Here is a 16,253-nt window from a genome sequence, read left to right as displayed (position 1 = left end):
CGCTGTACCCTTCCCATTCCATCTGTTTTGGGGTATAATAATTCCCGGACAAAAGAAAGTGTTCTGAAAGGATACAGAGTATGGAAATGAAGGAGAATAAATCAAGAGATCAGTTCCGAACCAGAATGGGGTTTATCGTGGCCTGCGTCGGTTCGGCAGTGGGAATGGGGAATATCTGGATGTTTCCCTATCGGGCAGGAAAATACGGAGGAGCAGCCTTCCTGATTCCGTATTTTATTTTTGTCATTTTGCTGGGATTTTCAGGAGTCATCGGGGAGATGGCTTTTGGCCGCGTGATGAAGACAGGGCCTACGGGAGCGTTTGACAGGGCTATGGCCATGCGGGGAAAGCGGGGAGGACGCCTGATCGGCCTGATTCCGGTACTCGGCTCCCTTGGAATTGCCATCGGCTATTCTGTGGTCGTGGGATGGTTTTTAAAATACCTGTTTGCCGCAGTTTCCGGGAGCCTTGGGCAGGTGGAGGATATGGGCGCCTATTTCAGTGCCCTGTCGGGAAATTTTGGAAGTGTGGGATGGCATCTTCTGGGTCTTGCCCTGACCTTTCTCATCATGCTCTGCGGCGTATCAGGGGGCATAGAAAAGATGAATAAGCTCATGATGCCTCTGTTTTTTGTGTTTTTCCTGATTCTCCTGTTTCGTGTAGCCACGCTTCCGGGGGCAGCTGAGGGCTACCGCTACCTGTTTATACCCCGCTGGGAGCTTTTGGGAAATGTACAGACATGGGTGTACGCGCTGGGGCAGGCCTTCTTCTCCCTGTCGCTGGCAGGCTCCGGGACCATTGTGTACGGAAGCTATCTGAAGGACGATGTGGATGTGGTGAGCTGTGCGAGAAACGTGGCCTTTTTTGATACCTGTGCTGCTCTTTTGGCAGGCATGGTGGTAATTCCGGCCGTGTTTGCCTTTGGGCTGGATGTGGCCGCAGGGCCGCCTCTCATGTTCATCACGCTGCCGGCTGTGTTCAACCAGATGCCGGCGGGGCGGCTGTTCTCGGTGATCTTCTTTGTGGCTGTGCTGTTTGCCGCAGTCACCTCCCTGATGAACCTCTTTGAAACGCCTATAGAGGCTCTACAGGACCAGCTCGGGCTCTCCAGAAAGGCGGCCGTGGCCGTGGTGGCGTTCTGCGCGGCGGCCGTTGGGATTTTTATTGAGAGCGCAGATGCGGTCAGTGTGTGGATGGACGCCGTCTCCATTTATGTGATTCCTCTGGGGGCGCTGCTTGCCGCCATTATGTTCTTCTGGCTATGCCCCAAGGGGTTTGCCAGGGAACAGGTGCAGAAAGGCAGAGAAAAAAAGCTGGGAGCGTGGTTTGAACCTGTGACCAGATACCTGTTTGTGGGACTGACCTTTGGCGTATATGTCCTGGGAATCCTGTTTGGAGGAATCGGATGACGGGAGGATGAAGTGTTTGCAGATGTGAAGGCATAAGAAACCGCAGCCTGTATGGAAAAAGTGCTTGAAAACACAGGCCAGTTAGTGTATAATAATCCACATCTTACAAGGGAGTGAGTTACAGCACTCCCTTTTTGCATTTTTGCGGAAAATTTGCCGCGCCATGCTATTTTGTTTGTTTTAGGAGAGGAGATACATATGAGCATTCGAATTGGAATTCTTGGCTATGGAAATCTGGGACGGGGAGTGGAGTGCGCAGTGAAGCAGAACCCTGATATGGAGCTTAGAGCTGTCATCACACGCCGTCCTCCGGAGAGCGTGAAGGTGCTGACAGAGGGAGTAAAGGTCTGCCATGTGGATGAGGCAGAGAAATTAAAGGATGAGATCGATGTCCTGATCCTCTGCGGCGGAAGCGCTACGGATCTGCCGGTTCAGACTCCGGAATTTGCCAGATGGTTCAACGTGGTAGACAGCTTTGACACACACGCCAATATTCCGCAGCATTTCGATGCAGTGGACAGGGCTGCCTCTGAGAGCGGTCATGTGGGAATTATCTCAGTGGGCTGGGATCCGGGAATGTTCTCATTAAACCGGCTGTATGCCACAGCCATTCTTCCCCAGGGAAGCAACTATACCTTCTGGGGAAGGGGAGTCAGCCAGGGCCATTCAGACGCTGTCAGAAGAATTGAGGGCGTGAAGGATGCCAGACAGTATACAATTCCTGTGGACAGCGCTCTTGAGGCAGTGCGCGCAGGAAAAAATCCTGAGCTTACTACCAGAGAAAAGCACACCAGAGAGTGCTTCGTCGTAGCTGAGGAGGGCGCTGATCTGGCCAGAATCGAGCACGAGATCAAGACGATGAAGAACTATTTTGACGAGTATGACACGACGGTTCACTTTATTACGGAGGAGGAGCTTCTGCGCGACCACAAGGGTCTTCCTCACGGAGGCTTTGTGCTCAGAAGCGGAAAGACAGGATGGAATGAGGAAAACAGCCATGTGATTGAGTACAGCTTAAAGCTGGATTCTAATCCGGAATTCACCTCCTCCGTGATCGTAGCTTATGCGAGAGCTGCATACAGGCTGAGCAGGGAGGACCAGAAGGGCTGCAGGACAGTCTTTGACATTGCGCCTGCATACCTCTCCCCGGAGAGCGCAGCTGATCTGAGAAAGAAATATCTGTAGCTGCAAAAACAGAATGCCAAAGCAGCCTCTATAACAGCGCCGGACACCGGATGGCTGCCGACCGCCTGCAGGGAGGAAGCTATCCGGTGTCCGGCGCTTGGGCTGTACAGCAGGAATTTCCGAGGAAGCTGGGAGAAAAGAGAGCGCATCTTCTGCCAATATGTCCGGGGACTGGGACAGGGCGGAAAGATTTTGCTGAGAGCGAACAAGGGAGGAAAAGAAAATGTCCATTAACCGGGTGAGAGAATTTATGAGAGAGAGGGGCATGGAGGACAGGGTTCTGGAATTTGACGTATCCAGCGCTACTGTGGAGCTGGCGGCACAGGCGGTAGGCTGCGAGCCGGCCAGAATTGCAAAGACCATGTCTTTCCTGACAGGAGACGGGCCTGTTCTGGTGGTGACGGCGGGAGATATGAAGATTGACAATCCAAAGTTTAAGGCTCAGTTTCACACCAAGGCCAAAATGATTCCGCCTGAGCAGGTGGAGGAGCTTATCGGCCATGGGGTCGGCGGTGTCTGCCCCTTCGCCGTGACGGACGGAACATCGGTCTATCTGGACGAGTCTTTAAAGCGGTTTGACACTGTCTATCCGGCAGCCGGGAGTGCAAACAGTGCAGTCAGGCTGTCTCCGGAGGAGCTTGTGAGCCTGTCCGGGAGCCGGGGATGGGTGGATGTGTGCAAATCTGCTGTAATAAAATTGTAATAATTTGCAGGCGTGAGCCGATTGCATTGAGAGGGAAAATAAGGTAGAATGGCTGCAGAGCAGGTATTTGGCGAGCGGTCCCATCGTGACGTCAGTGGAGATGGCAGAATCATTACAGTTTGACTTTCTGAACTCCAGGGCAGAATTAAGTGCGCTTTCAGGGCTGTAAAAAGGCGGCACAGACAGAGCATAAGGCAGAGAGGCGGCGGGGTTGACCGGCACAGGATGATTGAAATTTTGCCTGGCGGCAAGGAGAAGAGACCATGAGATTTAAAAAATACAGAAATTGCAGAATGAGGGCGGCGGGACTTGCCATGGCGCTCTGTCTGATGACTTCAGGCGTTTCGCTGGGGGCGGTGACCATTCCGCCGGACGGCTCAGGCTCTGTGCAGGCGCAGACAGGCGGCAGTCCCTCCAGGCTTCCGGCTCTGACCGCGGAGTTTTCTACAGAGGAGGGGAGCAATGAGTATCTGAACGGCCAGGGAACGGCCCAGAATACTCAGGAAGCGGGGCAGACAGCAGTTCCCCAGATAAAATCAGACGCAGCAGTTCTCTACGATGCCACCCATGACAGGGTTCTGTATGAAAAAAATGCAGATGCCCAGCATTATCCGGCCAGCATCACCAAGCTGATGACGGCCCTTCTGGTTCTGGAGCACTGCAGTCTGAGCGATACTGTAACCTTTTCCCAGAGCGCTGTCACCAACCTGGAGTCCGGGGCCGTGACCCTCGGCGTCAAGGCGGGAGATCAGTTTACCGTTGAGCAGTGCCTCTACGGCCTCCTTCTGAAATCGGCCAATGAGATTGCCAACGGGCTGGCGGAGCATGTGTCCGGAAGTGTGAGCTCTTTTGCAGACCTGATGAACCAGAAAGCCGCATCCCTGGGCTGCACGGGGACGCATTTTGTCAATCCCAACGGACTCAATGATCCCAACCACTACACAACTGCCAGGGATATGGCTCTGATCGCAGAGGCGGCCTTTGAAAATCCCACCCTCTGCAGGATTGCATCTACCGTGAACTATGATTTCCCTGCCACTGCAAGCGTCCCCTCTGTGAGAAAGCTCACCATGGGACACAAGATGGTAAACCCCAACAATAAGGAGTATTACTATGAGGGAATTGTGGGAGGAAAGACGGGCTATACCTCTCTTGCGGGAAACACGCTGGTGACCTGCGTTGAGAGAAACGGCACCAGACTCATTGCCGTTATCTTAAAGAGCAGGCAGACCCATTACGCAGATACAAAAGCTCTCCTTGACTATGGCTTTTCCCTCTCACAGGCCGGAGAAACCGGAACTTCTGGAATACAGACCGGGGGAACGTCAGGCCCCGGAGGTTCAGGAAGCACCTCAGGCCCTGCAGGTACATCGGGACACTGCCGCTGGGTACAGGACGCTTCCGGATGGCGCTTCGTGAAGACGGACGGCTCCTATGCCGCCGGTGAGTGCCTGAAAATTAACGGGGAAATCTACTGCTTTAAGCAGGATACCTATATGGTCAGCAGCGGCTGGTATCAGATTGACGGAATCTGGTACTACTTTCGGTCAAGCGGCGGGCTGGCCACAAGCCGCTGGGTGGAGACAAACGGAATGTGGTACTATGTGGACGAAAATGGTGCCCTGTTTACCGGAGGGACGACGCCGGACGGCTACCGAGTGGATGAGAACGGAGTCTGGATCCGCTAGAAAGACAGAGAGGGACGGCCGGACAGCCGGGTAGATAAAAAAGTGTCAGCCCCTGCTTGACAATTTTTTCTAAAACAACTATATTATTACCTATAGCCTGTCACAGGCCCTCTGAAAGAGGGCAGGAGTGCAGGATATAGGAAAAAGGCTGAGAAAAAGAGGAGTAGGCAGAGAGATGCCCCGCCAGAGAGAACGGTTCACCGGCTGAAAGACTGTTCCGGGAAGCGGCTGCTGAAGGTAGCTTTTGAGCCGGAACCTTGAACGGTTTTCTGCAGAATGCGGAAGACAGAGGAGTAGAGGTTCACGGGAATTCCGCCGTTACCGGAAAAGGAGATTGCTGCAGGATAACTGCGGCAGAACAAAGGTGGTACCGCGATGATTCGCCCTTTGCATGGAGACATGCAGAGGGCTTTTTCTTTGCAGGAGTTTTTAAGCGGGCTCTGCAGAGGAAAAACTCAGGAGCTGTACACTGACTGCTCTTTTTAATTTAGGAAGTCCGGGGAGGTGATAAAATGCCGTTTCATTCAGGGAAGGGCGCAGGCAGGAGGACACAGGCGGTGAGCTGCGAAACCTGCAGCAATTACGTTTATGATGAGGATTACGGCTATTATGTCTGCGAGGCGGATCTGGATGAGGACGAGATGGCAGCCTTCCTGGGCAGCCGGAAATTCGAGTGTCCTTACTATCATATGAATGACGAATACCTGATTGTCAGAAAACAGATGTAACAGGTATGCAGGGCGGCCGGCGCCGGAGAGGCGGGCAAGGCCGCACAGGCAGCAGGCAGAGGCTGCAAAATAAGAAAACAAGGAGAATACAATGAAAGAACTGGAAAAGAACTACAACCCGGCGGACATTGAGGATCGCCTGTACCAGAAGTGGCTGGACAGCAAATATTTCCACGCAGATGCAGAGCGCGGAAAGAGGGAGGGAAAGAAGCCCTTCACCATCGTAATGCCGCCGCCAAACATCACAGGACAGCTCCATATGGGACACGCCCTGGACAACACCATGCAGGATATTTTAATCCGTTATAAGAGGATGCAGGGATACGAGGCCCTCTGGCAGCCGGGAACCGATCATGCGGCCATTGCCACAGAGGTGAAGGTAATCGACAAGCTGAAGAGCGAGGGGATTGACAAGCATGATCTGGGCCGCGAGGGATTCCTCGAAAAGGCCTGGGAGTGGAAGGAGGAGTATGGAAACCGCATCGTAAAGCAGCTCCACAAGTTAGGCTCCTCCGCAGACTGGGACAGAGAGCGGTTTACCATGGACGAGGGATGCTCCGACGCAGTTCTGGAGGTATTCACAAAGCTCTATGAAAAGGGATATATTTACAAGGGCTCCCGCATTATCAACTGGTGTCCCGTATGTCAGACCTCAATCTCCGACGCAGAGGTGGAGCATGAGGAGCAGGACGGCTTCTTCTGGCATATCAACTACCCGATTGTGGGGGAGGAAGGCCGCTTTGTGGAGATTGCCACCACTCGTCCGGAGACCCTGCTTGGAGATACGGCCGTTGCCGTAAACCCGGAGGACGAGCGCTACAAAGATCTGATCGGAAAGATGCTGAAGCTCCCGCTGACAGACAGGGAGATTCCTGTAATTGCCGATGAATATGTAGACAAGGAATTCGGAACCGGCTGCGTGAAGATCACCCCGGCCCACGACCCCAACGACTTCGAGGTTGGAAAGCGCCACAACCTGCCGGAGATCTGCATTATGAACGACGATGCCACCATCAATGTGCCCGGAAAATATTTCGGCATGGATCGCTATGAGGCCAGAAAGGCCATGGTGGAGGATTTAAAAGAACAGGGGCTGCTGGTGAAGACCGTTCCCCATTCCCACAACGTAGGCACCCACGACCGCTGCAAGACAACGGTGGAGCCTATGGTAAAGCCCCAGTGGTTTGTGAAGATGGACGAGATGGCAAAGCCGGCTGTGGAGGCGCTGAAATCCGGCAGACTGAAATTCGTTCCGGAGAGCTTCGGAAAGACGTATCTCCACTGGCTGGAGGGAATCCGCGACTGGTGTATCTCCAGACAGCTCTGGTGGGGACACAGGATTCCTGCATACTACTGTGACGAGTGCGGTGAGATGACGGTAGCCAAAAAGATGCCGGAGAAGTGTCCGAAATGCGGCTGCACCCATCTGACCCAGGACGAGGATACGCTGGACACCTGGTTCTCCTCCGCCCTCTGGCCGTTCTCCACACTGGGCTGGCCTGAGTCCACGCCGGAGTACGAGTACTTCTACCCGACGGATGTGCTGGTGACAGGCTATGATATTATTTTCTTCTGGGTTATCCGTATGGTATTCTCAGGCCTTGAGCAGACAGGAAAGGAGCCGTTCCACACCGTTCTGATCCACGGCCTTGTAAGAGACTCCCAGGGCCGCAAGATGAGCAAGTCCTTGGGAAACGGAATCGATCCGCTGGAGGTCATTGACAAGTACGGTGCAGACGCCCTCAGGATGACCCTGATGACAGGAAATGCTCCGGGAAATGACATGCGCTTCTACTGGGAGAGAGTGGAGGCCAGCAGGAACTTCGCAAACAAGGTATGGAATGCCTCCCGCTTTATTATGATGAACATTGAGAAGGCGCCGAAAGCTCTGGCATCCCTGTCTGAGCTGACCATGGCAGACCGCTGGATTCTCTCCAAGGTAAACACCCTGGCAAAGGATGTTACCGAAAATATGGACAAATATGAGCTGGGAATTGCCCTCCAGAAGGTTTACGACTTTATCTGGGAGGAGTTCTGCGACTGGTATATTGAGATGGTGAAGCCCCGCCTTTACAGTGACGAGGACACCACGAAGGCAGCGGCCATCTGGACCTTAAAGACGGTTCTCATCCAGTCCTTAAAGCTTCTGCACCCCTATATGCCGTTTATTACAGAGGAGATCTTCTGCAATCTTCAGGACGAGGAGCCTTCCATTATGATTTCCTCCTGGCCGGTATTTAAGGAGGAGTGGAGCTTCGCCGAGGAGGAGCATGCAGTGGAGACCATCAAGGAGGCTGTGCGCGCCATCCGAAATGTCCGCACATCCATGAATGTGCCGCCGAGCAAGAAGGCAAAGGTCTATGTGGTTTCCAACGACGAGGCCCTTCTTGGAATTTTTGAACACAGCAAGGTATTCTTTGCAACCCTGGGATATGCAAGCGAAGTATATCTTCAGAAGGATAAAGAAGGAATTGCAGACGATGCAGTTTCAGCAGTCATCCCCAACGCTGCAATTTATATGCCCTTTGCGGAGCTGGTAGACATTGAAAAGGAGATCGAGAGGCTCACAAAGGAGGAAGAGAGACTTACGAAGGAGCTTGCCCGTGTAAACGGAATGCTGAACAATGAAAAATTTGTCAGCCGCGCGCCTGAGGCAAAGATAGCCGAGGAGAGAGCGAAGCTCGAGAAGTACACACAGATGATGGAACAGGTGAAGGAGCGTCTTTCCCAGCTTGCAAAGTAGGGAGAGGCATGCCAAAGCCCGGTCAGAAGAGACAGACAGCCTTCCGGCGGAAGGCTGTCTGCTGCTGTGCAGGGATGAATGAAAAAAAGAACAGGAGGGATGAAAAAACAGGATTGATTTTTGCGGGAAATCCAGTATAATTATATTAGCCAAATTTGGATCATATTTTGAAAATTCAGAAGTCCATTTCTTAAAATCAAAGATTACAGACATGTCAAGCAGATTTGTTCTACAAAATCCGACGCTGCCTGTCGGAAAATGTAGAAGCTATTTTCTTGTGTTCCCATACGTTATCAGGGTATATTTTGCTGTGGAATAAAGAAATAGGGAGAATGGTGATGAAAACAGCAAAAAAAGTAGAACATCTTATCAGACGGCTTGGGGCTAACGGATCTTATATAGGATTTCATTTTACCGTAGCTGCGGTGACAAAAAGTATAAAAGACAGAAGGCTGCTGCTCTATATCACGAAGGGCGTTTATCTTGAGGTGGCCCTGGAAAATAATACGACAGTCAAATGTGTGGAAAGAGATATAAGGACTGTGATAGAGGTTATATGGAAATATGGAGACAGAGAACTGCTGAACCTAGTTGCAGGCAGAGAGCTGAAGGAAAAACCGAATAACCGGGAATTTATTGATATGCTGGCCCGATTCGTGGAGGAAGAGGAGCCAGAGAGCAGAGACGCAGCAATAACGGAAGCAGATATAAAAGAAGATATAAAAGAGGCAGATATAAAAGAAGATCCATAGGGCTGGCAGAAAAAGGCGAAGCCCGGCTGCAGATGCGGCCCTCACAGGAAGAGGAGCCGGCGTCTATTAGGCGTCAGGCTCCTTTTCAAACATCCGGATCCCTTTCAGGATAATCTGCTCTGTCAGTGAGGCCAGCTCCTCCGGGGATTCTTTGAGCCCGGAATCCAGCCAGTACTGAACGAGCCCGATACAGCCGGTGACAGTGAAGGCATAGTAGGCCTCAAAGGCAGAGCTGCCCTGGCAGACGCCCTCTTCCTTAGCAACTTCCGGACGGAACAGCTCCATCCAGTCCCTCAGACATTTCTCGCGCACAATATCCTTAAGCCGGTTTACAAAATTAATATCGCCATTTTCACCGATGAGAATACTGACCATGCCGCTGTTTTCCTTTACAAGATGAAAAACCTCCGTGAAAACCACGGCCGGATTGGTCAGAAGGTCAGAAGCACGGTACCGCCTTAAAACCTCCTCTAACTCCTCCAGCAGTTCGTTTTCAATCTGTTCCATCAGATCAAAGATATCCTTATAATGGAGGTAAAAGGTTCCCCTGTTAATGTCTGCCTTCTCCGCAATCTCGCGGACTGTGATATCCTGAATCCGCTTTTCCTTCAGAAGTTCGGTGAGACACTCCCGAATCACCTTTCTCGTTTTCCGTATTCTGCGATCAAGATTTTCTTCCTTCATGGCAAACGCTCCTTTTTTATTTTTTGATTCTGCCCGACTCTGCAGTTCCTCCCTGTCCGCTCCGTTAGTCTTGCCTTATCTATTATCATCCTGGACAGCCGCCTGCCGTCTGCTCTTCGCGTCTGACACCGGCGTACGGCCCGGACGTCTCCTGCGGGATTCTGCATTGCCTTTTATTAGAAAAATCAGGAAATAAAATTTATTAATAGACATAAGAATAAAAAATGTATATTAATAATCTTAGTGTTAAAAACTGACTATTGTCAAAAATTACCGATGTGAGTATAATTTATTATAGCTCATAAATCAACACATGTCAATTAATAGAATAATGTCTGATAACATATACTGTGTTGAAATTACCTCCACCCACTGGAGTGCCAGGGGAGGAGAGACTTTAACAGCACGGCGAAAGTGAGGAGGCGGCCTATGAAAAGGGGCAAAAGGAAGAGAAAAACAGGGGCAGAAACATACAGGAAGTTCAGATGGGGTTCAGTCTGGTTCACTGCGGCAGTGTCGGCTCTGGCGGTCTTAGGTGCCGGCACGGCTCTGGCGGCGGAAGGCTACAGCTGGATATCAGACGCGTCGGGGGTACGGTACGTGAACCAGCAGGGACAGAGTGTTTCTCCCGGGTGGCAGCTGATTGACGGAAAGTGGTACTGGTTTGGCGAGGACGGCCTGATGAAAACAGGGTGGCTGAATACAGAGGGATACTGGTATTATCTGGACCCCTCGGGGGCTATGGCTGTGGGATGGAGAACCATTGACGGCGCCAGCTACTATTTCAGGGAGAGCGGTGCAATGCAGACCGGCCATATGACCCAGGGAGAGACAGTCTATGCCTTTGCAGACAGCGGGAGAGTGGAGAGCGCCAGAAAGACGAAGAATTCAGGCGGCGGAAGCTTTGAGATCGGCTTTTATGACGAGGCCTGCCAGAATCTGGCGTCAAACTTAAATGAGATGAAGCTGGACAGCTTCGACGGCGACGAGGATGAGGACTATTACGAGGATGAAAAACGCAATTACGATAAGGATGCCAGTTACGTTATCAGCGGAAAGCTCACAGAAATCGCAGAGCACCGCCTGGAGGCCGCCAGAGACAAGGGCTATGGAAACGGGAATATTCCCGGTGAGGGTGAGCTTTCTGACTATCTGAAGGCGATCGGATACAACAGCGGCCGCCGCTCCATGGAAGTATACATCCGGAATGCAGACGGGGCGGACGAGGCGGAGGAAAAGATCCTCGACCTGCAGGAGGATGCCAAAAAGAGGAAGGACAGACCCGATTACTACAGCGAAATGGGCATTGCCCACAGGGAGGACGGCGGGCGCGATTACTATATGGTCATTTTCATGAGGTAGACGGGGCCTGCTGCTGATACGCGGTTCATTCTGAAACGGATGGAAGACAGCGGCGGGCATAATAGAGACAGCGAACTATGACAAGGCAGGAGATTCTGACTATGATACGGAGATTCATACGAGCAATAAAAATAAAAGGTTTGAAGCCTGCAGGGGAGCTGGAAGGAGAGAGAAAAAAATTCCGCCTTCCTGACTTTATTATTGAAAAGAACCGGATTATTGAAAAGCTGTTTCTGATCGCTGTCCTCATATCAGCGGTGGCAGCTCCCTTTGTGGAGGTAAACTATGACCTGACAGAGTATCTGCCCGACACGGTACAGTCCAAGCAGGGACTGGATCTGATGGAGGAGAAATTTGGTTATCCCGGCACGGCGCGGATCATGATTGACGGGGTTACCCTCTACCAGGCGAAGCAGTACAAGGATCAGCTGGAGGCAGTGGACGGTGTGGACCAGATTCTGTGGCTGGATACGGAAACCGATGTATTTTCAGCGGACAGTTTTATCGACGGAGACGACATTGCCGACTACTACAAGGACGGCTCTGCCGTCATGGACGTGACCTTCGTGGAGGGGGATACGGACAAGAGGACGTCCAGGGCCATCGATGAGATGGAGAAAATCCTGGGGGACAAGGGATACTTCACCGGAATGGCTGTTCAGAACAAGTCCCTGGAGGAGAATGTAACGAGAGAGATGGCCATGATCCTGACGCTGGGAGTGATCATGATCTTCGTGATCCTGTGCATAACCACCAATTCTTGGTTTGAGCCTGTGCTCTATCTCACCATCATGGGGGTTGCCATTGTCATCAATAAGGGGACGAATATTTTTCTGGGGGAGGTTTCTTTTCTGACGGACAGCGTGTCGGCAGTTCTGCAGCTGGCTGTTTCCATGGACTATTCCATCTTTCTGATCCATGCCTTCACCAGGGAGAAGAAGAAGGGGCTTTCTCAGACAGAGGCCCTCAGAAATGCCATCGACGAGGCCCTCCGATCCATCTTTGCCAGCAGCCTGACGACGATTGTGGGATTCATTGTGCTGACCTTTATGAAATTCAGCATCGGTTTTGACATGGGAATTGTACTGGCCAAGGGAATTGTCTTAAGCCTTCTGACGGTGGTGCTCTTCATGCCCGCCATGATTCTGAGGACAACGGTTCTCATAGAGAGGACGGCCCATCGTCCGTTCCTGCCGGAATTTGACCGCCTGAGCCGGAGAATTTACAGCATGAGAAAGGGCGTTCTTATCTTTGTGGCCATTGTCACAGTCCCGGCCTACACGGCTCAGGGCATGAACTCCTTCCTCTTTGGAAACGAGGCAGTGGGCAACAGCGAGGGGACGAAGGTCTATGAGGATGAGCAGCTTATCAATGGAAAATTCGGCCGCAGCAATATGATGATTGCCCTGGTTCCAGATTCCTCCCTGGTGACGGAAAAGGCGTTTTCAGACGAGGTGGAAGCACTTCCCTACACCAAGTCCGTGACTTCCATGGCGGGGACTCTGCCGGCCGGGGTGCCGGAGGAATTTCTGCCCCGCTCCATGACAGAGCTGCTCCACAAAAACGGGTATTCGAGAATCCTGATCTATGTGAGAACAAAGGGGGAGAGTGAGCTGGCATATCGATGCTCCGACGAGATCCAGGCTATTATGAAGAAGTATTATCCGAAGGACTCCTACCTGGTGGGCACGACGCCGTCCACCCAGGATATTGAAGCTACCATCACAAAGGACTATGACAGAGTCAATGTACTGTCGCTGATCTGCGTGTTTCTGGTGGTAATGTTCAGCTTTAAATCACTGATTATACCGGTGATTATCATGATACCCATTGAGATCGCCATTTTCATTAATATGGCTGTCCCCTATATTGCAGGGGACACCATGATATTCATGGGATATATTATCGTGAGCTGCATCCAGCTGGGGGCGACGGTGGACTACGCGATTCTCACTACCAGCAACTATCTGGACTGCAGGAAGGAGGCCGACAAGAAACAGGCGGCCATAATGGCTTTGAACCGCAGTATTCCGGCTGTCCTCACCTCCGGCTCCATCCTGACGATTGTGGGCTATACGGTACATTTCATTTCCACTGTGGCGGCCATCGGAGATCTGGGCCATCTGATCGGAAGGGGAGCAGTCCTCAGCATGCTTCTGGTGCTGACGCTGATGCCGGCGTTTCTGGTCCTGTTCGATGACATCTTAATGGATAATGAGTTTGACAGACTCCGAAGACTTCTGAGAAGAAGGAAAGGGAGAGAGGCAGAGACAGAAGAAAGCGGCCAGGAAGAAAAATGCAGGAAACAGAGAAGGAGGCCTTTCAGCCATGAAAAATAGATTCACAAGATTCAGAATCCGGCTGCTTTTTAAGGGCAGCTCCCGTGCAGGGAAACGCCTGCTCGCGTCGTGCATGGCGGCCGTCATGCTTGTGACAGCTATACCCTTTTCAGCTTACGGAGCTGCTCCGCGGGTACAGGTGGACGAAACCATGTATGTGAACCTGGACTACTATGGAAAAGAGACGCAGATGAACGTAGTCAAGGGCTGCACCACAAACGGAGTGACGGATTATACAGACTATGGTACATACGAAAAGGTAATCAACATGACGGACGGCGCCCAGCCGGTTCTAAAAGACGGCAGTGTAACGTGGACCTTTCCCGACAGGAATCAGAGGTTCTATTACCAGTGCACCCTGCCGGAGGGGCAGATGGAGCTTCCGTGGAAATTTGACGTATCCTATAAACTGAATGGCCTGGAGGCGGAACCGAAAACGCTGAACGGAGCGTCCGGTCTGGTGGAGATTCATGTGAAGGCCACGCCCAACAAGAAGGCTGCGGCCTACTTCAGAAATAACCTGATGCTGATGGTTGCCGTTCCGGCCGACCTGTCGAAATGCTACAGCGTCGACGCTCCCGGCGCCCAGCTTCAGTCTGTGGGAAATTCTTCCGCAGCTGTGTTTCTGGCCCTGCCGGGAGAGGAGGGGGACTACACGGTAAGGCTCGGCACGGACAGCTTTGAGAGCGCGGGAATTGTCATGATGATGGTGCCGGGGACGGCCGATGCCTTTGACCATATCGCCGATCTGAAGGAGGCCAAGGATACATGGCGGGAAAGCGGGGATGAGCTGTATGAGAGCTTCGATGAGCTGTTAGGCGCCTTTGAGGCGATGGAGAGCGGCGTGAAGGAGCTGCAGGGCGGAATGGGCAGTCTGGAGCAGGGACGCAAGGTGCTCTCCGCCAGCCGGAAAGCCCTGGAAGAGGGGTCCGTCCAGGCGCTGAATGATCTGGCATCCCTCACCGAGCAGACTACCAGCCTGATTCCCTATTTGGAAACAGCGCAGAATGCCGTGACGGACATCAATGACAACGTCCGCTCCATTTACAATACAATGGGGGATATGCAGGATGAGCTGGACGATCTCTACGACCGGCTGAAGTCCCTCAGAAATTCCCTGGAAACCGCGTCAGAGCAGATTGGGGCAGGGATCACCCAGGAGGAGCAGAGGCAGATTGCAGGGGAGATAGCCAGAAAATCCGCCCAGATTGAGGAACTTTTGACAATCCTTGCCCAGATGAGTGCCGGGGCAGGCGCCAGCCGGGAAGCTGCCGCTGATGACTGGGAGGAACTTGAGGAGGCCCTTGAGCATGCAGATTCCTTCCGGTATGACAGGGAAAGCGGCGGCCAAAGGGACGATGAAACAGAAGAGGGCAATACAGGCCATAAGGGCGATGTGCCGGGAAAGGCTACGCCGGGAAATGCGGCTTCAAATGAGAGGGAAGTTCAGGCGTTTTCCCTGGAAGAGGATGGGGTTCTCTTTGAGGAGGAAAAGACCGGACCGTCGGGAGAACCCGGGTCCGGAGGCGATAATGACGCGAGCTTTGAGGAGTGGCAGGACGAACTTTCGGAGTACGCAGACGAGGTGGAGGCAGACCTGGAGACACTTCCTGGAACTGCCTACAGCGCCGATGTGGCTGCTCTTTTGCAGAAGATAAAGGAGATTCTGGGAAGTTCAGACGAGACAATCGCGAAGGCCGGGGCCCTGATGCAAAGGATAGGCGGTCTGTGCAGTCTGGTGGGAGAGGCAGGAGAGGATACCGCAAAAACGGTCAATGAGCTGAGAAGCTGCACGGATCAGCTGGTGAACCTTCTGGATGATTCGAGAGTGCTCATCGATACCGTGGACAGCTATGTTCCCTCCATGCTTGACGCCCTGGGAGCCACAGAGGAGTTTCTGAACCGGCTGTCCAGAACCATGGGGAGTACGGAGAGGGTTCTCAGGATTGTCAATGACACGCTGACGGCAGCGGGAGATTCTCTGGACAACGGCACAAGGCAGACGCTCTCTGGGATGCAGAGCCTCCTGGGAAACAGCCTGACGGCAATCGAAAATCTGAAAAACGTCAGGTCGGCCAGCCGAAATATGAAGAACACGCTGGACGAACAGCTCGACAAATATGAGGAGGAAAATAATTTTCTCAACATGGATCCGGAGGCGCCTCTGGTATCCTTCACATCCGGAAAGAACCCGTCGCCTCACAGTATCCAGATTGTGCTGAGGACGGACGAGATCGATGAGGAAGCCCTGGGGGATGACACAGCGGATCTGGAGGCTGCTTCCCAGAAGGAGGAGGGTCCCCTGCAGCGGATCTGGAATGTGTTTGTGAAAATTGTGCAGGCTGTGGCAGACATATTTAAAGACAGATAGCAATAAAAGAAAGAAGGAGCTGCTCCCAAAAAGATCAGGGCGCCTGCAGATGGATGCAGGCGCCCTGTCTGCCTTACAACAGAGAGAAAAGAGGCTGACAGGAATGGGCCAGGGCGAGTAAATATTTGCCGCCGAGGCGGCCCGGCGCAGACAGAAAAAAGGATTTGCGGGATTTTTCCTGCCCTCCTGTCGAGAAACAGGAAAATTTACCGAAATAAACTCCTTGCATAATGACAGGCTTATATTATAATAGAGAGATGGACAAAAGAGTAAAATCGCAGGAGACGGC

At 52.4% G+C, this 16,253-nt stretch carries 11 protein-coding genes and 1 other annotated feature; of the genes, 10 read left to right on the top strand and 1 reads right to left on the bottom strand.

Annotated elements, in window-relative coordinates:
• Positions 1-80: 80 nt before the first annotated feature.
• The 7 genes from LK436_RS12675 (at position 81) to LK436_RS12645 (ending at position 9,208) form a co-directional block, all read left to right on the top strand.
• Positions 81-1,409, top strand: coding sequence for a sodium-dependent transporter (locus LK436_RS12675; protein ID WP_008396187.1), 1,329 nt, complete (start codon positions 81-83; stop codon positions 1,407-1,409).
• 198 nt (positions 1,410-1,607) lie between these two features.
• Entirely contained in the window at positions 1,608-2,594 is a 987-nt protein-coding gene (locus tag LK436_RS12670) for a diaminopimelate dehydrogenase (RefSeq protein WP_008396186.1), read from the top strand.
• Positions 2,595-2,817: 223 nt separating this feature from the next.
• Positions 2,818-3,297: a YbaK/EbsC family protein gene (locus LK436_RS12665; protein WP_008396183.1), complete on the top strand. Its 480-nt coding sequence runs from the start codon at positions 2,818-2,820 to the stop codon at positions 3,295-3,297.
• 263 nt (positions 3,298-3,560) lie between these two features.
• Positions 3,561-4,985: a serine hydrolase gene (locus tag LK436_RS12660; RefSeq protein WP_044930689.1), complete on the top strand. Its 1,425-nt coding sequence runs from the start codon at positions 3,561-3,563 to the stop codon at positions 4,983-4,985.
• Positions 4,986-5,126: 141 nt separating this feature from the next.
• Positions 5,127-5,376 (top strand) — a binding site (T-box leader).
• A 121-nt stretch (positions 5,377-5,497) separates the two neighbouring features.
• Positions 5,498-5,713, top strand: a complete 216-nt coding sequence (locus LK436_RS12655; protein WP_008396181.1) for a DUF6472 family protein — start codon at positions 5,498-5,500, stop codon at positions 5,711-5,713.
• Positions 5,714-5,804: 91 nt separating this feature from the next.
• Positions 5,805-8,456 carry a valine--tRNA ligase gene (locus LK436_RS12650; RefSeq protein ID WP_008396180.1) on the top strand — a complete coding sequence of 884 codons (2,652 nt, stop codon included), beginning with the start codon at positions 5,805-5,807 and terminating at the stop codon, positions 8,454-8,456.
• 338 nt (positions 8,457-8,794) lie between these two features.
• A complete protein-coding gene (locus LK436_RS12645) occupies positions 8,795-9,208 on the top strand; it encodes a sporulation initiation factor Spo0A C-terminal domain-containing protein (protein WP_015573879.1) in 414 nt (137 codons plus the stop codon).
• A gap of 66 nt (positions 9,209-9,274) precedes the next feature.
• Here the strand turns inward: LK436_RS12645 and LK436_RS12640 are convergent, their stop codons facing one another.
• Positions 9,275-9,892, bottom strand: coding sequence for a TetR/AcrR family transcriptional regulator (locus LK436_RS12640; protein ID WP_008396177.1), 618 nt, complete (start codon positions 9,890-9,892; stop codon positions 9,275-9,277).
• A gap of 429 nt (positions 9,893-10,321) precedes the next feature.
• Here LK436_RS12640 and LK436_RS12635 point away from each other — a divergent pair, with 429 nt between their 5' ends.
• The 3 genes from LK436_RS12635 to LK436_RS12625 all read left to right on the top strand — a co-directional run bounded on the left by LK436_RS12635 (position 10,322) and on the right by LK436_RS12625 (position 15,964).
• Positions 10,322-11,254 carry an N-acetylmuramoyl-L-alanine amidase family protein gene (locus LK436_RS12635; protein WP_008396175.1) on the top strand — a complete coding sequence of 311 codons (933 nt, stop codon included), beginning with the start codon at positions 10,322-10,324 and terminating at the stop codon, positions 11,252-11,254.
• 101 nt (positions 11,255-11,355) lie between these two features.
• A complete protein-coding gene (locus tag LK436_RS12630; protein WP_049931927.1) occupies positions 11,356-13,593 on the top strand; it encodes an efflux RND transporter permease subunit in 2,238 nt (745 codons plus the stop codon).
• A complete protein-coding gene (locus LK436_RS12625) occupies positions 13,583-15,964 on the top strand; it encodes a hypothetical protein (RefSeq protein ID WP_008396173.1) in 2,382 nt (793 codons plus the stop codon). The genes LK436_RS12630 and LK436_RS12625 overlap by 11 nt, the downstream gene beginning before the upstream one ends.
• The last annotated feature ends 289 nt before the right edge of the window (positions 15,965-16,253 follow it).

The organism is Clostridium sp. M62/1 (assembly GCF_020736365.1).
Lineage (GTDB): Bacteria > Bacillota > Clostridia > Lachnospirales > Lachnospiraceae > Otoolea > Otoolea saccharolyticum_A.
Note: the sequence above shows the minus strand (reverse complement) of the source record. Positions and strands in the feature narration are given on the sequence as shown.